23 protein-coding genes are annotated in these 18,778 nt (G+C 53.2%); 22 read left to right on the top strand and 1 reads right to left on the bottom strand.

Translation table 11 applies throughout. The features are described 5' to 3' along the window. The 18 genes from ACFSOY_RS21180 to ACFSOY_RS21095 all read left to right on the top strand — a co-directional run. The coding region (locus ACFSOY_RS21180; RefSeq protein WP_386049847.1) for a hypothetical protein at positions 1-1,421 on the top strand (1,421 nt) is incomplete at its 5' end. 15 nt (positions 1,422-1,436) lie between these two features. Beyond that, positions 1,437-1,877 carry a hypothetical protein gene (locus tag ACFSOY_RS21175; RefSeq protein ID WP_386049846.1) on the top strand — a complete coding sequence of 147 codons (441 nt, stop codon included), beginning with the start codon at positions 1,437-1,439 and terminating at the stop codon, positions 1,875-1,877. Next, positions 1,877-2,257 carry a hypothetical protein gene (locus ACFSOY_RS21170; protein WP_386049845.1) on the top strand — a complete coding sequence of 127 codons (381 nt, stop codon included), beginning with the start codon at positions 1,877-1,879 and terminating at the stop codon, positions 2,255-2,257. The genes ACFSOY_RS21175 and ACFSOY_RS21170 overlap by 1 nt, the downstream gene beginning before the upstream one ends. Positions 2,258-2,405: 148 nt before the next feature. After that, positions 2,406-6,047 carry a phage tail tape measure protein gene (locus ACFSOY_RS21165; RefSeq protein WP_386049844.1) on the top strand — a complete coding sequence of 1,214 codons (3,642 nt, stop codon included), beginning with the start codon at positions 2,406-2,408 and terminating at the stop codon, positions 6,045-6,047. Further along, positions 6,044-6,631 (top strand): LysM peptidoglycan-binding domain-containing protein, encoded by a 588-nt coding sequence (locus ACFSOY_RS21160; protein WP_386049843.1) that lies wholly within the window; start codon positions 6,044-6,046, stop codon positions 6,629-6,631. Before ACFSOY_RS21165 ends, ACFSOY_RS21160 begins: the two co-directional genes overlap by 4 nt. Then, the gene (locus ACFSOY_RS21155; RefSeq protein ID WP_386049842.1) at positions 6,628-7,701 is read left to right on the top strand and encodes a hypothetical protein; all 1,074 of its coding nucleotides are present in this window, start codon (positions 6,628-6,630) and stop codon (positions 7,699-7,701) included. Before ACFSOY_RS21160 ends, ACFSOY_RS21155 begins: the two co-directional genes overlap by 4 nt. A 9-nt stretch (positions 7,702-7,710) precedes the next feature. Then, positions 7,711-8,082, top strand: a complete 372-nt coding sequence (locus tag ACFSOY_RS21150) for a hypothetical protein (RefSeq protein ID WP_386049841.1) — start codon at positions 7,711-7,713, stop codon at positions 8,080-8,082. Then, positions 8,079-8,471 carry a DUF2634 domain-containing protein gene (locus ACFSOY_RS21145; RefSeq protein ID WP_386049840.1) on the top strand — a complete coding sequence of 131 codons (393 nt, stop codon included), beginning with the start codon at positions 8,079-8,081 and terminating at the stop codon, positions 8,469-8,471. Before ACFSOY_RS21150 ends, ACFSOY_RS21145 begins: the two co-directional genes overlap by 4 nt. Next, on the top strand, positions 8,468-9,553 hold the full coding sequence (locus ACFSOY_RS21140; RefSeq protein WP_386049839.1) for a baseplate J/gp47 family protein: 1,086 nt from the start codon (positions 8,468-8,470) through the stop codon (positions 9,551-9,553). Before ACFSOY_RS21145 ends, ACFSOY_RS21140 begins: the two co-directional genes overlap by 4 nt. Then, positions 9,550-10,221: a putative phage tail protein gene (locus ACFSOY_RS21135; protein ID WP_386049837.1), complete on the top strand. Its 672-nt coding sequence runs from the start codon at positions 9,550-9,552 to the stop codon at positions 10,219-10,221. Before ACFSOY_RS21140 ends, ACFSOY_RS21135 begins: the two co-directional genes overlap by 4 nt. A 1-nt stretch (position 10,222) precedes the next feature. Further along, on the top strand, positions 10,223-10,534 hold the full coding sequence (locus ACFSOY_RS21130; protein WP_386049836.1) for a hypothetical protein: 312 nt from the start codon (positions 10,223-10,225) through the stop codon (positions 10,532-10,534). Next, the gene (locus ACFSOY_RS21125) at positions 10,531-11,511 is read left to right on the top strand and encodes a hypothetical protein (RefSeq protein WP_386049835.1); all 981 of its coding nucleotides are present in this window, start codon (positions 10,531-10,533) and stop codon (positions 11,509-11,511) included. The genes ACFSOY_RS21130 and ACFSOY_RS21125 overlap by 4 nt, the downstream gene beginning before the upstream one ends. Beyond that, positions 11,511-12,500 (top strand): Kelch repeat-containing protein, encoded by a 990-nt coding sequence (locus ACFSOY_RS21120; RefSeq protein WP_386049834.1) that lies wholly within the window; start codon positions 11,511-11,513, stop codon positions 12,498-12,500. The genes ACFSOY_RS21125 and ACFSOY_RS21120 overlap by 1 nt, the downstream gene beginning before the upstream one ends. Positions 12,501-12,518: 18 nt before the next feature. Continuing rightward, a complete protein-coding gene (locus tag ACFSOY_RS21115; RefSeq protein ID WP_386049833.1) occupies positions 12,519-12,914 on the top strand; it encodes a hypothetical protein in 396 nt (131 codons plus the stop codon). An 88-nt stretch (positions 12,915-13,002) separates the two neighbouring features. Next, the gene (locus ACFSOY_RS21110) at positions 13,003-13,473 is read left to right on the top strand and encodes a phage holin family protein (RefSeq protein ID WP_386049832.1); all 471 of its coding nucleotides are present in this window, start codon (positions 13,003-13,005) and stop codon (positions 13,471-13,473) included. After that, positions 13,470-14,312, top strand: a complete 843-nt coding sequence (locus ACFSOY_RS21105) for an N-acetylmuramoyl-L-alanine amidase family protein (RefSeq protein ID WP_386049831.1) — start codon at positions 13,470-13,472, stop codon at positions 14,310-14,312. The genes ACFSOY_RS21110 and ACFSOY_RS21105 overlap by 4 nt, the downstream gene beginning before the upstream one ends. Before the next feature lie 172 nt (positions 14,313-14,484). Then, a complete protein-coding gene (locus ACFSOY_RS21100) occupies positions 14,485-15,369 on the top strand; it encodes an ATP-binding protein (protein WP_386049830.1) in 885 nt (294 codons plus the stop codon). Next, positions 15,363-15,665: an STAS-like domain-containing protein gene (locus ACFSOY_RS21095; protein ID WP_386049829.1), complete on the top strand. Its 303-nt coding sequence runs from the start codon at positions 15,363-15,365 to the stop codon at positions 15,663-15,665. Before ACFSOY_RS21100 ends, ACFSOY_RS21095 begins: the two co-directional genes overlap by 7 nt. 225 nt (positions 15,666-15,890) lie before the next feature. On the opposite strand, the gene ACFSOY_RS21090 is transcribed toward ACFSOY_RS21095, so the two are convergent. After that, positions 15,891-16,040, bottom strand: a complete 150-nt coding sequence (locus tag ACFSOY_RS21090) for a hypothetical protein (protein ID WP_386049828.1) — start codon at positions 16,038-16,040, stop codon at positions 15,891-15,893. A gap of 227 nt (positions 16,041-16,267) precedes the next feature. Here ACFSOY_RS21090 and ACFSOY_RS21085 point away from each other — a divergent pair, with 227 nt between their 5' ends. The 4 genes from ACFSOY_RS21085 (at position 16,268) to ACFSOY_RS21070 (ending at position 18,613) form a co-directional block, all read left to right on the top strand. Beyond that, entirely contained in the window at positions 16,268-17,521 is a 1,254-nt protein-coding gene (locus tag ACFSOY_RS21085; RefSeq protein ID WP_386049827.1) for a DNA polymerase IV, read from the top strand. Continuing rightward, positions 17,518-17,841: a YolD-like family protein gene (locus tag ACFSOY_RS21080; protein ID WP_386049826.1), complete on the top strand. Its 324-nt coding sequence runs from the start codon at positions 17,518-17,520 to the stop codon at positions 17,839-17,841. Before ACFSOY_RS21085 ends, ACFSOY_RS21080 begins: the two co-directional genes overlap by 4 nt. A 65-nt stretch (positions 17,842-17,906) precedes the next feature. Beyond that, positions 17,907-18,050, top strand: a complete 144-nt coding sequence (locus ACFSOY_RS21075; RefSeq protein WP_386049825.1) for a hypothetical protein — start codon at positions 17,907-17,909, stop codon at positions 18,048-18,050. 5 nt (positions 18,051-18,055) lie between these two features. Further along, positions 18,056-18,613, top strand: a complete 558-nt coding sequence (locus tag ACFSOY_RS21070; protein WP_386049824.1) for a hypothetical protein — start codon at positions 18,056-18,058, stop codon at positions 18,611-18,613. Positions 18,614-18,778 lie beyond the last annotated feature (165 nt).

Here is an 18,778-nt window from a genome sequence, read left to right as displayed (position 1 = left end):
TGACCCCGGGCATCTACATCGAAGAGCAAGTGCCGACACCGCCCGAGAAGCCAGGCGGCTACACGTCAAATTTGTTGGCGATCATCGGAGTTTTCGAGAAAGGACCGTTGACTGAGCCAGTAATTGTCAACGGGTTGACCGACTTCGTCGAGAAGTGTGGGGATTTCACCGAGAACTACAGTGGGTCGAAGGCCGCCTACGCTGCGCTGCAACGGGGTGTGCAAACGCTGGCGATCATCAACGTTCGCGGCGACATGGCAAAACAAGCCGAGATTACCTTGCTCGATAAGGAAGCCAAGCCAACATTGGCGGTGCGGCATATGCACAAGTGTGAGTTTGGTAACTCCTGCTCCGTCGAAGTGCAAGCCGGCAACAAGCCGGACACATTCCGATTGATTCTCCGCACACCATACGGAAAACCCGAAGTGTATAACGACTTGAGTACGCCTGCGCATGCAGTGGAGAAGGTCGCGGCGCACTCGAAAGACTTCGTTGTGGAGGAGCTGGCGCAAGAGGTACAGCCTGGTAGCAACCCCGATGTATTGGCCGAGACGAAACTAGCAGGGGGATCGGACGGAAAGCCGATCAAGGCGGCGGACTATCTGGGCAAGGACGACCCGGTCACGTACAAGAAGACAGGTCTCAAGCTCCTGAAAACACTGCCGCAGGTCACCGACTTTGTTGCAGACAAATACATCTCTGATCAGTTCTCAGACGCGATGCTGGCGGCTGCACAGGAAATGAATGCCTTCACCTATATCCCTGTGCCAGATACGTCGATCGTAGGGGCCATCTCCATGCGCCAGAACTATGACACCGAATTCGGGCATTTCGTCCTCGGCCAAGCCAAGAGCAAGTCGAGGGGGTGGGTCGTGCCAGCGGCTGTATACGATGCCATTGCGCACGTACTGTGTCCGGTTCAGGACGGCACAGCTGGCTTTTGGTTTGGCGACATCGAATCGACCGACATTCCGCTCACGGCCGCCGACATCGAAAATCTGACGACGAATCAAGTCGTTTGTTTGTCGTGGATTGTGAATGAAAAGCGAGAAAATGCGATGGCCTTGCAATCCGACTTCACACTCGCAGCGGATGCCCGTTTGCGACAGACATACCGTCGGCGAGTCAACTCGCTGATCGTCCGAGATCTTGAGATGGTGACGACGCCGTATCGCTCCAAACACCTCTCCGATGGTTGGTTTGCACAGTATGAAATCGCCATCCGGCACTATCTCGACAAGCTGAAAGGCCGATCGGATGACCTGAACAGCGAAGTCATCCAAGATTACAAAATTTCTTTCCGTCGGCCGGATGAGATCGGGAATGTGGATGAAGCGATTGAAGAGCTCAGGATCAAGCTGTTCAACATCGCGGACAAGATCACCATTCGCTTGATGTCTGCAGCGGATTTGACGGCGTAGAAAGGGGAGAATCCTATGGCAAAAGACGGATTGTTGGGGAAAGACCTGATCGTCACCTATGTTCGAGACGGCGCTGCTCCGTTCAAGCTGGAGACCGAGAAATTCAACTACAAACGTATTGAAGAGGAACAGAAAAAACATCCAATCGGAGAGCCCTCAGAGCACGTTCGCGTCATTCTCAAGGGCTGGGAGCTGGATGTCGAAGGCGAAGTCGTTGATCCGTTTATCGACGATCTCATGCACGAAATGGAAGAAAATCATCGGAAAAACCGCCCAATGCCGACCATCGAAGTCCGAGTCGATGAGGTGTATGACAACGGTGATGTGCGAAAGTGGGTCTTCCGCTCGGATGGCGGCGTTCGGATCTCCGGCTTCGAGAAAACGGGAGATGGCGGCGACAAGGCAATCAAATACAAGTTCAAAATCCACGCTCAGAAAAGGGAGAAGGTTGCGTAATGAAAACGACTGAGATCACACTGTCCACCGGGAAAAAGGTAAAAACAAAGGAAGGGTCGGGCTTTTCGCGCTACAAAATGACGGAGTTTCTGACCGCGCCTATGACGGATGCGAACGGGCGGATGACGGCAGGCTACTTCGAACAACTGGCATTCCTGAAAGCGATCTTTGCCGTGTCAGAGGTAAATGGAGAAGCGGTGAAGCAGCCGAAAGACCAGGCTTCGTTCGTCAAAGCTCTGTCTACTTTCACGGACGAGGAGTTGGAGGAGTTCGTGAATCGCTATTCCGATCTGTCTGAAGAGGATGAAGAGGGAAACGATCCCGAATCGACAACTGGAAACGCCAACAGTGGGTCAACGAGTGCATCGGAATCGGATTGATGAGCAAGGGCGGCGTGTCATGGACTGAGGCATTAGAAATGCCTGATAGCCTTCGCACCGCTGTCTATGAGTTGTTGTCGGATGCATACCAAACTTGAGGGCAGGTCAAAGCGACCTGCCTATTTCTGCCGATGAGGAGGTGTAGGCATTGGCAAAAGGCGTAGTCTTTCGAGCGAGCGTCGGGATCTCACTGACCGACAGAGCGTCACGTGGCTTATTCAACATCGGCAAAATCGTCCAGCAAGTCTCCAAGAATGCGGGCGCGATGCAAAAGGAGACCGACAAGGCATCGAAAGCCACCCGTCTGCTCGGTGATGCATCTGATGGATCGACCCGAAAGATAGACAAGATGCAAAAGATGGTCAGTGCTGCAAACCGACTACTGGCGAAATTCCGAAGTGACTCAACTCAAGCGGGCTCCGCGGCTGATCGAGCTGGCAACAGCGCGAAAAACGCAGGGGGCGGCTTTAAAAAGATGGGCGAGGACGCAAAGCGCGCAACACGTGACTTGATAGAGCTCCAGACGCAAATGGAAGGCTTGGAAGCCACAATGCATGCGGGGCAACAGTTGCAGCAGTTCGGTCGTGGGCTAATGAGCCAGGTTAGTGGCATTGCGAAAGAAGCGGGCGATCTCCAAATGCAGGCGATCGGCCTAAGTAGCGTGTACGGTGTGGCTCCTGATGACTCGCGAATCAAGGAGATCGAGAGACGCGCGCTTGAACTCTCGCAAAACACTCTGTTTTCACAAAAAGAAGTCGGGTCAATCAACCTAGAGCTCGCGCACGCGGGTATCTCGGACAAAGTTTTGAGCAACGTGTCACAAGAAGCCACTTACCTAGCCGAAATTGAGATCGGCATGAAGAAATCTTCCTCCGCTGAGCGATCAGCGTACAACTTTGCTCGGATGGCGGAGGATGCCGGAATCACGAATGACCTGGAACGAATGCAAAAGTTCGCTGACGGGATGTCCCGCGTGGTAAACGTCACGCACGCGAGCTCAGAGTCGCTTGGCGAAGCTTTCAAGTATTCGATGCCTGTGGTCAAGCATCTTGGCTGGACGGAGCAAGATAACCTGCTCGCAACTGCAATGGCTGAGCGAGCGGGTGTTTCCGGTTCGATGGCAGGGACACACATCAAGGACTTCGCCGAGCGAATCAACCCGTTCAAGTATCTCAACACCAAAGGCGGGCAAAAACAGCTCAAGGCGATGGCGGAAGCGGGGCTGCTCGAAGGGATTCAAACCGTAACGAAAAAGGGCGGGACGGTGGAGATTGTCGGTTTCGACAATGCTGCTCTCCTCAAAGACAAGGACAGCCTAAAGAGCTATGCAGAGATGGTAGACATACTGTCCGCGAAGCACAAGGAATTCGTCTCCCGGGCTTCGTCCGAAGACTGGACAAAAGAGATGTCGGAAGAGGACTTGGAGCTCATTCAGTCGCGTGCGAAGGCGATGACCGGCTCTGAGTTCTCTGGTGGCGATCTGCAGTGGGCCGCTCTCATGAATCACATGTTCGGCGAGCAAGGACAGGATTTTGCGATCATCACTTCTCACAAAGAGATGTTTGATCGTCTGTCGTCGCAATTGAAGATCCAGAAGTCTTTGCACAAGCAGATCGATGCGATCCGTGACAGTTACAACGGACAGATGCATATCGTATCCGGCCAGGTACAAACCCTTGGCATGCAGATCGGTAAGCCGCTTATGGAAATGGCCGTTCCCGCGCTGATGAAGGTTACTGGATGGCTATCAAAGATGATCAAATTCTTTGATGACCATCCCAAAATAGCTAAGTGGATTGTTGTCATAGCTGCAGGAGTGGCCGCTCTGGCGCTCGTGTCTGGTGGTTTGATGGTCGCGACGTCCGCTTTCGGCCTATTCAGGCTTGGACTCAAGGCGGCGGACGCCACTTTACTTGGCTCCATGCGGACGATGGGCAAGGTGACCGGAGTAGTCGGCCTGCTCGCGCTCGCCGGCCTTTTTCTTTATAAGCACTGGGATAAGATCGGACCTTATGCTCAGGCTGTGTGGTCAAAGGTGCTGCTCTACGGACAGCAAACTGTGGATTGGTACGAAAAAAATCTCGCTCCGGCATTTAGCGCTGTAGGCAGAACGATAGGGAACACCTTCAGTTGGCTTGGTGACCAAATTGAAAAGTCGTGGCCTTCGATCTCGAAGTTTTTAGGTTTCACGGAACGGTTCGACGATCTCTCGAATCAGAAGATTATCGATTGGGAGATGCCAGACTGGGCAAAATTCTTGGCGGGTGCGTTCGCCGCGGTCGCAGCTGTAAAGCTGATAAAAGCCGCAGCAACAGGGATCGCAAAGCCCTTCCAAGTTGCAGGTTCGTTGCTGCAGAAATTCAAGAACCGTAAAAACAACAACTTGCCAACGTCGGGTGATGCGACTCAAAGGAACAATCGCACGTCCGTAGCTACAATGCGAGTCAATGCGAAAATCGTTTATCTGAATGGATCTGTCCAAAACGGAGGTCGGAATAAGCGAAGTCGAAAAGGGAATCGCAATGGCAACCGCAATCAGAACGGACGGAACGGCCAGCGACAAGGCGGGGGGCAGCAGAACGGCCAAAGGCGGAATCAGCCTGGTCAGAATCGAACAGGAGGACCTACTCCGAATGGCCAGGGAGGCGGCCCGATCCCAAACGGCCAGAATCGACAAGGTCCACATCCGAATCCCAACGGACCAAACAGTCAAGGCCAGTCCTCAAAATGGCAAAGTGCAAAAAGTTTTATGGGCAAAATTGGCTCATCCAAAGTGGGATCAGCTGTCGGTAAAATCGGGGTGGCGGGCACGGCTGTTTCCGCGATCGGCGCGGGCGTTGGCATGTACAACACGGCTCAGGATGTTGGTTGGAAGGAAGCCGTTTCTCAGGATGGTGGGAAAACAGTCGGTTCTCTAGTCGGCGGCGTAGCGGGCGGTGCTCTTATGTCGTGGGCAGGTCCATTAGGAATTGCGGTTGGATCTTGGGCCGGCTCTTGGCTGGGTGAAAAGCTCGGCACATGGGCAGACGAGAGTGGGGTAACGCGCAAGGTTACCAATTGGGCTGGCGACATGTTCAACCAGGTCCAGAAAACCTTCGGTATGGATGAGAAAGACAAAGAAAGCGAAGCGAAAAAGGAGAAAATTACTGCTCAAGCAAGTGAGCTGCAAAGCCGCGTCGAAGCCGTGAAAAAAGCCACTGATGAGAGCGGGGACAAGATCACATCGACGATGACTGGTCTTAACGAGGATAGCAGAAAATGGGGCGAAAACCTCATGGGCTCGTATATTTCGGGCATCTCATCCAAACAGGGCGATCTGGTCAACACGATGCAAGGTTTTTCCTCGACGATCAGCGACTATGTTGGTGTGCATTCACCGACGAAAGAGGGGCCGTTGCGGACGAACCACAAGTGGGGCGGCAATCTCGTCCAATCTTTCGCGGATGGGATACGGGGACGAAAAGGCGCTCTACAGAGCGCGGTGGCAGATGCGGCCAGTATTGCCACTTTGCCGACCAATCTCGGAGATGTGGGGAGTGGGAGTGGGCATTCTCCATCCGGACGTGCAGCGCTGCGTCCGGCATCGCAAAGTTCCGAACCTCCCATCTCTGTCTCTTTGCACGTCGCCGAGGGTGCCATTGTGGTGCATGCTTCAGATGGCGATGTGCAGCAACAGATTCGCGATGCTCTGACTGCTTTCACAAAAAGCGATCTGCCTCGAATTGTGCGAGACATCGGCGCTCGCGATCAGCGAAACGCGGCAAGGATCAAGCCGGGGGTGAATCTATGATTGTGATCGCTGGAGTTGCCTTCTCTGGTCTTGCAGCCCCCGATACCTTCGGACTCGGCGGCGAACAGAAAACAGTGGTGACCGAGTTGCCAGGCGGGAGCATTGTTTATCAGCCCCGCGGGTACTTCATCCGCCACGAAAACACTTGGGAGGGGTCATTTTACCGGCTCGACGCGCTGGAAATTTGCATGAAGTTTGACCGGATCTGTGCTACCAACCAGACCGTATTGGTCGAGTTCGGGTCGTACTCCTACTGGTGCAAGGTTGTTCTCTGGGAGTGGAATTGGCAACGGGATAAGCTGATCGAATTTAAGATCACTTTGCACCGTGATTTTACCTACTCCCCTGCGACAGCTGCGAAGGCAGACCCTGTCGCCCGTTTTGATTCATCCGCTGGAAAGCAGACTGCCGCTACATCGCAGAAGGTCCATACCGTTGTGAGCGGCGACACGCTGTCGCACATCGCGCTGAAATATTTTGGCAAGGCGAGTGAGTACCCCCGAATCTACGCTGCCAACAAAACGGTAATCGGGACGAATCCAAACCTACTGAAAGTGGGGATGAAGTTGGTGATCCCATCATGATCTTCCAAGATCCCGAGCACAGACTAGAAAATCACTTTGGACGTGTCTCGGTGGATGGTCAACGGATTCCATACATCGAATGGTCCGTATCGCTGCCCGCTTACGACGAAGCGGATCACCTCACCATAAAGGCACCTTGGACCATCGGAGGCGATGGTCTTTTGGCGTCCAACAACAAGCAAACGACGCGTCTGCTGACTGGTAAGGACATACCTCTTTCGATCGCGATCGCCGAACGACAGCTAATCGCTGGAATCATGGATGAGATCGAGTATGAGGCAACGATGTCGGGGGAGTTTGTGAGGATCGGGGGGAGAGGCAAGATCGGCCGGATGGTGGAACGCAAAGAGATTCGAGACCTGAAAAACAGGACTGCATCCTCTGTTGCGCAAGAAATCTTCAAGTATCACGGAATTACGAATGCCGTGGTTGAAGGAACATCATCGCTGATCGGCACTTACTCGGAGGGCGGACATGGCACACATTCCGCAACGTCGAACGACCTCGACGATTGGGAGCTGCTCAACTGGCTTGCGGAGTGGGAAGGATTCGTCGTGCGCGTGACCGGGACAAAGGGCTACTTTGGGCCGCATGAAAACGTCCCTGAAATGAAACTTCCGCCGATCAGCTTACTTTACGGTCGCGACTGCGAAATCAAAGGGTGGAAACGATCTTTGTCCGGCGCGCGCGACATCATAGTCGAGGGGAGAGGATACAAGTCGACAGGCAGCGGAAAATCGAGCAGCACCACGGAGTACAGCGCCTATTATCCAAGGGAACCGCAGAAAGATGACGAGACTGCAATCATCCACAAGCGGACAATGCCAGGTCATACCCCGGAGCAGCTGAAGCGCAAGGTACGATCGGTTTATGAGGAATTGACCAAGCAGGATATCACGGTGGATGTCTTCGTTCCGAGATATTTGGAGTTGTGGCCCGACCGCCGAGTGGCGTTGCAAGGGGTTGGCTATGGGCTTTCTCAAGTCTTCTATGCAACCCAAGTGATCTACAGCGAGTCGATGGACGGGGTAACGACCGAAATCACTCTTTCAAACAAGATCCAGAGGTGAGGTGAGAGGATGCAAACGATGAAAGGCATTGTCGTGAATGTGGATGCGACAACACGCAGGGGGATTGCACGGATCGTGCCGACCGGTCAAGAAACGGGATGGCTGGCACTTTCCAAAGATGCGCACGGAGGTCAAAACTGCGTCATCTTGCCTGTCTACGACTCCTTGGCCGACGCCCTGATCATTCCTCTCGGCGGAGGCGATTCGGCGGTCATTGGGCATCTCTTAGAGGTACAAGGCAACCGTGCGGCCGTGCGGGTTGAGGGCGAACGCATCGACGGTTGTCGAACTACTGTTCACCTTGCTCCGGAGGAAGTCGGTCGGGAGCTTCTTCTGTCGATGACTGATCAAGGCATCGTGGTGACAGGGGTAATTCGATGAGTGCCGGCACAGACATTTTCTATGACCCGACTGCTAAAGATGTCCAATGGCTGGGATTGGATCTGATGACGATCTCCGGAGTGGAAAACTACCGCCAGCAGATGATCTTACGCTTGCTGACCGATCGGGGGGAGCTGATCCATTACCCGGATTATGGCACTTCTCTGTACCGCCTTGCTCGGCTCTCGATGTCTCCTGCGCGCGTGGAGGAGCTGCAACGAGAGCTCGTACAGACCTGTCAACAAGATCCGCGCACACAGCAGGTCGATCAAGTGGAAATCGTGCAAGACAATGGGAGCTTACGTATCTCTGCCCGTCTGCAGGCGCTGGAGAGAGAGTTTCGCCTTGAGGCTGTCATTGGTGATCAGGTGGAGGTGAACATGCAGTGAGCATCAAGTTTCCATCCTCCGACGAGATCACTCGTCGACTTGTGGAAGCGGTCGCGGGCCCTGACAAAACTCTGCAAGACTTACCGAATCAAGCACTTGCAAAAACTCTGTTGCTTGCGATTCGGGACGTCACCCAAAACACCGTTTTGGCGGCGGAGGCGGTGTACGATGCTCGATCGATCTTCAGCGCGGTCGGAGCGGACTTAGATTCACTTTGCAGAGAGCGATCTGCGACGGTGAGACGTAGGGTCGCGACAAGAGCTCGTCTACTTGTCCGATTGCAAAAAAGCATGGCGTTGCCATTCGAAACTCCCATTCCTGCTGGATCGTTGCTCTCCATCGCGATAGCTGGCTCTCAGCCCGTGGAATATCGCACGCTTGCGGATGTCGCTGTCCCAAACGGAGAAAAGGAAGTGGAATGTGCTGCAGAGTGTATGGAATCGGGGAGCATCGGGAATTTGCCACCAGCTGTCAAGTTGTTGCCTGGCATGGCTGGCATTGACACAGCTGACGTGATCGAGTTGTACGCAGAGGGGGTAGATGAGGAGTCAGATGATTCGTTACGCTCCCGCCTTCTCGACGAGGTACGAAACATGGAAAAGGGTGGGACGATCTACGATTACGAGATGTGGGCAAAGCGGATCAGTGGGGTGGTCAGTGCGATGGTTCTCCCTCTCGCCAGAGGCCCAGGGTCGCTGGACGTCATCATCACGGGCTCCAACGGCATGCCGTCCGACGAATTGATCACCGAAGTGCAGGCGTATCTGATCAGGAAGTCGCATGCTGCTTTTGACAATGTCCTTGTCAGACCACCATCTCCGAAAAAGATCGATGTGCGCGTGGTTGTCCAACTTGAGAGTGGCTATTCGGCGGGAGAAGTTCTTCCTCGCGTTCGAGCTGCGGTCGGAGAAACGATCCAATCTGAAAATGAGGTCGGGGTAGTGAGGCTGACCAAAATCGCCAACGCGGTCAATGATACGCTTGGCATTTTTAATTTCTCTCTGACTGCTCCGGCACAAGATATCACACTCTCGACTGGTGATCTTGCGGTGCCAGGCGAGATCGAGGTGACAGAAGCGTGACGGGACACGAATTGGATCTGCTGAGGAAGTTTTTCCCCCGAAAATGGTTTGAAGATGGCGCGTCAGGAATCGATCAGCTCTTGAGAATGGTCGCAGTTGCTATGCATGTGTCGCAGTCGGTCGTTGAGAAAGTGTACGCGGAGCTGTCCGCCGAGTTGGCAGTGATGACGCTGCCCGATTGGGAGCGGCTGCTCGGACTTTCGAGCGGACAGAATCTCGATCTTGAGCCTCGACGTAAGCGCATCATATCTCGCCAATGGCAGCGGGGCGGGCCGACCAACACGGTGGACTTCGAAGCAGCCCTCTCTTTGATCTTCGGGGTAGATGTGAGGGTCGTGTCCGATTCCGCCAATTACCGGATGGTCATCGAGTGGGACGAAGGGGAGCGCGCGGTTGTGGTCGATCTGGCCGAAGAGTACATCAAGCGTAACAAGCTGGCCTTCCTTGCCCATACGTATCAGCCGAAGATCGAGACTGAGACCATTTTTGTCAGGGCAAAAGCCTACTCATGGGAAGAGGACCTGCCAATCTGCGGTGAGTTCTATTGTGACGATGGCGGCGAAGGACGGTTGTACGATGAGTCGATAACGATTCAGGAGTCTGGCAGGCATTTTGTAACACCCGAACCACCCTTTTGTGGGGTACTCATCGCAGGAGAGGAGGATTAGAGTGGCGATCGTTCAACAGAAAACGCTGAGTTTACTCGCCGGTGATCTGAGCGGGCATGTGGATCATGCGCTTGTAGTCATCAATGGTCAGGTCAAGACGTACCCGATCTATCGGCGATTACAAGACGGGAACAAGGTCACGATCTATGTTTACCTCAACGACGAGGGCGACGCAGGTTTGATACAGACGGCGACGCTGGTCGATTCAACTGGAGAAGCCTTGGCAATCAAGCCGACCGCGATCACCAAAGGAGCAGCGGGAGTGATGATTGCTTTCGCCTTCACCATCACGATTCAGGGAGGTGCACAATGACCTATCAAAAACAAACGTGGCAAAATCGGATCGTCGATCCTGTATCGGGGGCTGTTATCCAAGAAGGGACCAGAATTACCGAAACGCGGATGAACCATATCGAGGAAGGCATCTTTGACGCACACACTCTTGCTGAGAGCATTGTTGGCGAAGTCAATAATGGCTTCGTTTTGACAAGTGGCGGATCGATGGGACTGGGGTTCACAGCATCGGGACTTACGGCGAGTTGGACTACAGGCATCGGATTTGTCAAAGGTGTCCGACTCGATGTATCTGTGGGGTCCATCCCTCTCCATCCGACGCAAGGGCAGTACCTGTACCTAGACTCGGATGGTGCGGTCAAAATCACCACATCCTCGTCGGTCGCAGACGCGAAATGTCCGCTCTGGTACTTTGCAACGGATGCAAGCAAAGTGCTCACCTCGACCGATCGTCGCAGATCGATCGGCATTGCCAAACAATCTGACCTGAAAGCTCATTTGGATGATAAGTCCAACCCGCACGGCGTCACCACAGCCCAGATCGGCGCGGAAACGCCTGCCGCTGCACAAGCAAAGGTGGACGCGCACGCCAACAAGGCAACTGGCGCTCACACGGCCAGCGCGATCAGCATTGCGGACGTAGGCGGGAACTTCGCGGCAACTGATGTGGAGGGGGCGCTGAATGAATTAAACGCCACCGCGACCGCAGCCCAAACGGGAGCCATCGCTAAAGGGATCAACAACACCTCGGTGAGCACGTACACGGCATTATTGCAACCGATCGACACGCGGTCGACAGCGATGACATACACAGGCGGATTGCTGACAAAGGTTGAGGTAAAGGATGGCAGCTTAGTCGTCAAGACTACTGAGCTCTCGTACACAACCGGCAAGCTGTCTTCTGTTAAAGAGACTGCAGGCGGCAAGACGATCACCAAAACACTTTCCTACAATCCAGATGGTACGCTCGCAGGTGTCACAAAGGCGGTGTCGTGATGGATGCTGTCGCTTATGCACTGGCATCCCAACTCAAAGTAAAAGGTCGAGGCGGCTGGTATCCTCGTACAGGCACTGGGTCGATACCAAACACGATTTACTACCACGATCAAGGTGTCGGATTTGCAATTAATGGAAGAGGGTACGTTGCTGGGGGGTACGATGGAAGCAACACGTCGACATCTGTTAAGACGGAGCAGTACGATCAGATTTCAAATTCTTGGTCTGAAAAAGCGAATTTCCCGTCTTTCGTCAAACGTGCCGCTGCATTTGTCCTAAACGGGAAAGCGTATATTTCTGGTGGACAATACGATCTATTGAGTGAATCTCAATCCACAAGGGTTTACTGTTACGATCCGGTGACGAATACCTACGCACAAAAAGCCAATATGACACTCGCCCGCCGAGAACACATGACATGGTCGGTAAACGGCAAGGGCTATGTTTACGGCGGTGTGACACTTGCAAGTGATGGATACCAGCAAATAGAAAGGTACGATGATGTGACGAATACGTGGACTAAACTACCAAATGCCTCATATCCACGTTATGGAGCGGCCAGTGCTGTGCTGGAAGGGAAAGCGTATATTTTTGGAGGGTCCATTAGTGGATCTGGTCTGACAGCATCATTACTATGTTTTGATCCCGCCACGGAGACGTTTTCGACGCGGGCGTATGGACTATGGTATAGACATGCTCATGTGATGGAAGCTGTTGGTGGGAAATTATACACCACTTACGGGAGAGACGATGATGGAAATCATTTATTGACCACAGACATTTACGATCCTGTGAGTAACACATGGGATCCAGCTCGCGGGCAAGATGTATTTTCTTCTCGTGCTTACGCGTCATCTTTTGTGATTGGGCACTCTTTTTATGTTTGTGGTGGTGGCTACAACGCAACTCCATATAACACTGCAGCAAGGTTTGAGGCGGCATATTTGTCTGGTTCAGAGGAGCTGCTGACTTGGCTGGCGGCAAACTAAAAATAGGAGGAATGAAATATGTTGAACGCTTTGGAAGTTCTTCGCGAAGCTCGCAATCTTGGTAGCTCGGCAACATTGGCGCAGGTAGATGAGGAGATCACCAAACACGATTACGCCGCCCTGAGAGCTAGTGAAAAAGTTCGGTATGCCTGGGACGTGTGGGATAAGGTATCGCCTATCAACGGCATCGCTCCAAACTTGATCTTGGCAGATGCCCCGCAGGATGGGGAAATTTATACAGTCGCTGTCGACGGTCGGACGGTCATCCTGCAAAAGCATGACCCCGAGCAACTCGGTTTTTCGCCGATGACCCGAGAACAGGCGCTCGGACATGCTGAGAAGCAGGTAGATAGCATGGTGGAACAAGTTGTAGACGCACTAGTAAAGGATCAGGTACTGCGAGCACTGCTGTAGGCCCATCTCCAAAGGAGTGGGCTATTTATTTTGCTGAGGAAGGGTGATTTTATTGTTGAAAACACTGAGCTTTGGGAATTTGTTGACCATGGATAAGGGGATTGCGGCGGCGGCCGGTGCGGCTGTCGGGTCGATCGTGGACTTGCTTTACGGGCCGGAACGTTTATATCTCGTGCTCCTCTTCTGGGCGATGATCGCCTTCGATTGGATCGCAGGCATCAGGGCGGCGAAAAAAGACAAGACCTATGCGAGCGCATACGGCATCGACGGGGCGTTTCGCACGCTCGTCGTGATGGCGCTGCCCGCACTGGGGAATCTGATCGACCACGCCTTTGGTTCGCCGGGCGTGGTTTTTTATGGATTGATCATCGCCCTCTCCTACCACACGTGGCAGAGCTTCACTGCCAACTCGATTCGCGCCGGGTGGGAGCGATGGATTCCGACATGGGCGCTCGGCTTAGTCGAAAGCGAGCTGAAGGCGAAGATGGCGCGCGCAGCTCAGCGGCAACAGGCCGTGTCGCTGGATAAACCGGACGAGAAGGGCGGTGCTGAACAATGAGCAAACTGATCGTCATCGACCCTGGGCATGGCGGAACCGACCCGGGCGCTGTTGGCAATGGGCAAAAGGAGAAGGACGCGACGCTCGCCTTCTCCCGGATGGTCGGCGCTCACCTCGCGCGCTCCGGACTGCGGGTGGAATACACACGCACCACAGACACGTTCGTCGGGCTGAGCGAGCGGGCAGCGTTTGCCAACCGTCTGAGGGCGGACTACTTCACGTCATTCCACCTCAACTCGAACTCGGGTGCGCCGGGGACAGGTTTTGAGTCCTACGTCCAGATCGGATGCACAGGCGGGGAGACTGACCGCAAGCGGAAGATCGTACATCGCCAGATGGCGGAGGTCGCCGCAAGGTATGGGCTCCACGATCGCGGGTGCAAGTCGGGCGATCTGGCGGTGACGCGGGAGACGGTGATGGATGCGGCGCTGTTCGAGCTGTTGTTCATCAACCATCCTGCAGACGCCCTGTTGCTCGCCAACAAATCGTTCATGGCGGAGATGAGCGAGTCGTCCGCGCGCGGCATCTGCGAGGCGCTGGGCGTGCTGTACAAGCCGCCAACCTCGACGCTTGATCCAGTGTCAGCAAAACTCGCCATCGCCCTCTACGGCTCGATCACCCAGACGTCCAGCGACGAGATCACCGTCGCCTGCAACTACGCGGCCAATGCGCTGCGGCGGGAAGTGGGGCTGCCGATCACAACAGACCTCGGCAAGCCTACATCCAAAGCAGCCGACATCATCATCCGCGCCACTGGCACGATGTGGGAGGGAGCGCGAACTGCGGAGGTCGGGGAGTGCTTTCACTTTGCGGCGGAGGCGTTGCGCGCTGAGAAATGACAAAAGACCTTCGCCGTTGAGCGAAGGTCTTTTTCTATTTTATTGAACACGATTGTAACTGATCAAACTTTTACTTTATGTAAATAACATACATCAAAAGAATGTCTGTTCTCTAGTTTAAAAATAAGACAGGTGTTATACTGGTTCCTATCATTGCTTATGAGGTGAAAGAATGTTAGTAGTCACTTTTCCCTATCGGTTAAAAAGAGACACCATGTATGATTTGTTGAACCAAGTGATCAATGCTGATAACTATCCGAGAGACTATGAGATTCATTTTGATTTTACACGATTAGGATTCATTGAGCCGGTAGGGGTTACCGTTTTAGCCAATCTAGTTGAGTGGCTGATGAAACTTGGTGTCCAAGTTGTATTTAAACATAATATTTTTAGAGACTCTAACAAATACCTTGATGATTCCTTGTTCTTTGAGAAGTACCTTCTCCAGAAGTTACACCACACATCCACCCCTCGCGCAACAACGATCCCACTGCAAGCTGTTACATATCAAAGTAGTTATCAGTGGCTTGACTGGTTTATTCAGTGGCTTTCCCAACGACTAAGCATGAATATGGCTTCACTTTTGAATATCAGAACATGCATGGAGGAAATTTTCAACAACATCAAAGATCATTCAAAAGAAAACTTGGGGTGCGTTTTTGCGCAACACTTTCCACAAAAAGAAAGTGGAATTGTGTCAATTGCGATTTCAGATTTCGGTGTTGGGATCCCAGTGACAATGGCTCAGCGTTATTATGGATTGACCGACAGTCAGGCTATTTCACAAGCCACAATGCTTGGTGTCAGCTCCCAAACTACTCCTCAAAATCGAGGCGCAGGATTAGGCGTATTGATCAACAATGTTGTGCTCAATAACCGTGGGAATGTTTACATTCACTCTAATCATGGTATACTTAATTGTAAGTACAATTCAGGTGGCGTCGATCGTATTACTCAAAATACCTCTGGATATTATCCGGGTACTTTGATCGAAATCGAAATGAGGACTGACACGATCGAATACGTCCATGATGATGGGGAGGAGTTTGAATGGTGATCCGCGTGCTTGACCACGTAGAACGCTGTTACTCCAACGATGATGGGCAAATGATTTATGAGCTCATCCGACCACACCTAGCTAATGGCAACCGAGTGACAGTATCGTTCTTAGGAGTTGACAGTGTACCATCTTCTTTCGTGAACTCTGCCTTCATTGAGTTGCTCAGTGAGTTTGAGTTCGACACGATCAAAAAGCTCTTGCAATTTGCTGATTCGACAAAGCAGATCAATAGTATGATCAAAAGTAGGTTTGACTTCGAAGTAAACGAAAGAAAAAACTTAGTGCTCGTCTAAGGGAAGATGGATTGTCTTAGACGAGCACTAAGCGGACTCTCAAGGGAAATTGAAGAGTCTCAACGCATGGCCCCGCCATTCAGCGGGGCTTTTTTCTTTTACGTGAAGCATTAGATGCTGAATTGACGTATGATGACTATGTATAGTAAATTTTAGACATGATGAACTATTGATATGAATATACCCTCGACAACAAACATCGAGGGTATATCTTGGGCGCTAAGTTCAAACTACTTGAATGACCACATCGACATGAATGCCGATCTCTTGTGCCACGACGAGAGCTATCTTAATTACCAAAAGTAATTGTGTTAGCTTCCCAACCAAATCATTTTTGGATGGTTGCTCTTTTTGAATCTTTTTTCGGGATGACAATCAGGTAACCTCCTTTTCTTTACTTGAAGCGCAGCTGCAACTGCGCTTCTTTTTAAATCCTACCAAAAAGATTCCATTGGTTCTATACAAAAATTAGGACGAGTTTTGACCTCGATCTCATGACCGGGGTCTTTTTGCTGTCACAAATCCCCTTTGCATAATCTCCGGTCTCGGGAGTATACTACTATTTACAGAACATATGTTCGATATTGATCGGAGTGTGCGATATGAAAATGATCTACGGCCTAATTGACATGCAAAGCTTCTACGCTTCTTGTGAGGTTGCGGCTCGGCCAGAGTATGCGTGCTGGCGAACCGAAGAGGACAGCATGAGCGATCCACCGCTCGTGGTGGCAGGAGATCCTGAGCGGCGATCGGGGATCGTCTTGGCTGCGACGCCTACCGCCAAAGCAAAGGGAGTCGCAAACGCCATGACGCTCGGCGAGGCGCTCGGGATGGCCGACAACCTAATTGTGGTCAAGCCGAGGATGGAACTGTATATAGAAACGAGCGTGCGCATCCAGCAGGTTGTCCAGACGATGTTTCCTCTTTATGAGCAGTTCTCAGTCGACGAGGCCTTTTTTTCCTTCCCCTCTCCTTCGCATCTGTTCCCCGATCCCGTGGAGGCAGCGCAGGAGCTGAAAGGGACGATCTGGGATCTGTTTCGGATCAGGTGCCGCATTGGTCTGGCGCCCAACAAGTGGCTGGCAAAGATGACGAACAAGCTGGCCAAGAAAGACCCGTCTGGCGTGGTCTGGTGGACAGAGGAAGACATCGAGACAAAGCTTCACCCGCTCTCCGTCTTCGAGATGTGGGGGCTCAAAAAGCGGGCGCAGGTGCTTCATGACTTTTTTGGGGCGAGGACGATCGGGGACGTCGCGCAGATTCCGCTCTATGACCTGCAGCACAAGTTTGGCGTGTGGGGGATCGTGATCCATCGCTGGAGCCATGGGGAGGATCACTCGCTGATCAACCCTGATTCGTACGATGCGCCGCACAAGGGGATCTCGCACCGGACGACCTTGCCGCGAGATTTTTACAAGCGCGACGAGGTGGCGGTCGTGATCCGCGAGCTGCTGGATGAAGTCTGCCGGCGGACGCGAGTACAGGGGCAGAAGGGGCGGCGCGTAGGGCTGAGCCTGACCTACGCAAATCTGAAGGGCGGCTTTTCCAAAGCTCGAACTCTGACTACTATGTCCGATCAGTCTAAGGAGCTGTATCCACATCTAATGGCGCTGCTCGACCGGTGGTGGGACAAGAGTGGCGTGAGGGCCGTCTCGGTGTCACTCGACCAGTTGGAGGCGTCCAGCACTCTTCAGCTCGACCTGTTCGAGGATAGAACGAAGCTGAGGGAGCTGACGCGGACAGTGGATGAGATCAAATCACGTTTCGGCGAGACGAGCATCATGCGTGCGGCCAGCTTGAAGCAGGCAGGGCAACTGCTCGCGCGGAGCAAAAAGATTGGGGGGCACTTTAGATGAGGATTGCGGATGGCAACATATTCGAAGCGATGCGCCTGGTGCTGCCCGAGCACCGTGAGGCGATGAAGCGCGCGGCAGTGGAGGCGAAGAAGCGATCGAAGCCCACGCTAGATGAAGACGCTTGGCAGGAGATCCAGTACACTCTGCAAGAGGCGATGGAGCGCCAACTGCCGGTCGCCGTGACCCTGTTCCGCCCGTTGGAAGACGAGGTGCTGATCGGTGCGCCGATGATGCGTAGCGGGTCGCTCTGGTTGCACACGGAGGACGGGGCGCTGCCGATCGACATGAGACGGGTACTAAAGATTGCGTTTGCAGACTGATCCAGCAGGAGAAACATGAGACATGAAAGAATTAGTCTGCATTGAAAATGTGGAGGTGAAAAGAGATGGAGATGAATTATGACATCGGTCCGGTGCCGCATGGTCAGCGTAAAGCGTGGGAAGGTCCGGTGCCACATGGTCAGCTCAATTCGTGGGAAGGTCCCGGTCCTCACAGAATGTACGACGAAGGCGCAGGTCCGTGGAGGTGAACGAGATGAGAAACTCCAATGAGGTTCCACCGATTCCGTTTCGAGTGATAGATCCCGACCCGATCGGCAAAGCCAACAACGTACCGCCGCAGCCGACTGGACGAGGCTATGATGTCACATCTCAACCGCAGAGCAGCGTGATTCCTCCATATCCAGATTACCACCTGAGCGATGTGCCACCCGACCCGTGGTCGAGCATGGGCGAGTCCCTGCCGCCTGGGCCCTATCTGGAGCAAATGCCGACAGGATTCGGATTCAAGGGAGAGTGGTTGCCACCTAATCCACATCGGGCTGCCAACGTCCCGCCAGACCCGTTCCGCGCAGCTTACGATCCTGAGCCTTGGCCGACCTACGAGACGTCCGATCCGTGGCCGCCGGGCGCGCGCGGAATTGCTAGTGAGCAGGATACGCCAGACCCACTAACATTGGCTGGCGACCCGCCGATCGTGCTGTATACGCGAGGTGCAGATGTGCCGCCAATTCCGCACAAGCTGGAGCAGTCCCCACCTGGGCCGTTAGGTGTGGCAGAGCAGTCCCCACCAGATCCATTTATTGCTGCATAAAAAAGACCCCGTTCGATTGAGCGGGGTCTTTTACTCTCACCAATCATGCATATTGCATATGATGTCATCGCTAACACCATTGCTAACAAAACCGCTAACATAATGGGCAACACGCCACTCCAGAGGATGATAATGGTACCTTTATTCGTCCCAGTCGGGTGAGAC

Origin of the sequence: Tumebacillus lipolyticus, from assembly GCF_042682745.1 — a bacterium.
Lineage (GTDB): Bacteria > Bacillota > Bacilli > Tumebacillales > Tumebacillaceae > Tumebacillus_A > Tumebacillus_A lipolyticus.
This window is presented reverse-complemented; position numbering and strand designations above follow the sequence as displayed.

Coding starts and splice junctions, on each gene's coding strand:
- ACFSOY_RS21175 (WP_386049846.1), top strand. CDS start 1,437: ATGGCAAAAGACGGATTGTTGGGGAAAGACCTGATCGTCACCTATGTT.
- ACFSOY_RS21080 (WP_386049826.1), top strand. CDS start 17,518: ATGAGGATTGCGGATGGCAACATATTCGAAGCGATGCGCCTGGTGCTG.
- ACFSOY_RS21110 (WP_386049832.1), top strand. CDS start 13,003: ATGGATAAGGGGATTGCGGCGGCGGCCGGTGCGGCTGTCGGGTCGATC.
- ACFSOY_RS21120 (WP_386049834.1), top strand. CDS start 11,511: ATGGATGCTGTCGCTTATGCACTGGCATCCCAACTCAAAGTAAAAGGT.
- ACFSOY_RS21075 (WP_386049825.1), top strand. CDS start 17,907: ATGGAGATGAATTATGACATCGGTCCGGTGCCGCATGGTCAGCGTAAA.
- ACFSOY_RS21150 (WP_386049841.1), top strand. CDS start 7,711: ATGCAAACGATGAAAGGCATTGTCGTGAATGTGGATGCGACAACACGC.
- ACFSOY_RS21125 (WP_386049835.1), top strand. CDS start 10,531: ATGACCTATCAAAAACAAACGTGGCAAAATCGGATCGTCGATCCTGTA.
- ACFSOY_RS21085 (WP_386049827.1), top strand. CDS start 16,268: ATGAAAATGATCTACGGCCTAATTGACATGCAAAGCTTCTACGCTTCT.
- ACFSOY_RS21095 (WP_386049829.1), top strand. CDS start 15,363: ATGGTGATCCGCGTGCTTGACCACGTAGAACGCTGTTACTCCAACGAT.
- ACFSOY_RS21155 (WP_386049842.1), top strand. CDS start 6,628: ATGATCTTCCAAGATCCCGAGCACAGACTAGAAAATCACTTTGGACGT.
- ACFSOY_RS21115 (WP_386049833.1), top strand. CDS start 12,519: ATGTTGAACGCTTTGGAAGTTCTTCGCGAAGCTCGCAATCTTGGTAGC.
- ACFSOY_RS21170 (WP_386049845.1), top strand. CDS start 1,877: ATGAAAACGACTGAGATCACACTGTCCACCGGGAAAAAGGTAAAAACA.
- ACFSOY_RS21100 (WP_386049830.1), top strand. CDS start 14,485: ATGTTAGTAGTCACTTTTCCCTATCGGTTAAAAAGAGACACCATGTAT.
- ACFSOY_RS21160 (WP_386049843.1), top strand. CDS start 6,044: ATGATTGTGATCGCTGGAGTTGCCTTCTCTGGTCTTGCAGCCCCCGAT.
- ACFSOY_RS21145 (WP_386049840.1), top strand. CDS start 8,079: ATGAGTGCCGGCACAGACATTTTCTATGACCCGACTGCTAAAGATGTC.
- ACFSOY_RS21070 (WP_386049824.1), top strand. CDS start 18,056: ATGAGAAACTCCAATGAGGTTCCACCGATTCCGTTTCGAGTGATAGAT.
- ACFSOY_RS21105 (WP_386049831.1), top strand. CDS start 13,470: ATGAGCAAACTGATCGTCATCGACCCTGGGCATGGCGGAACCGACCCG.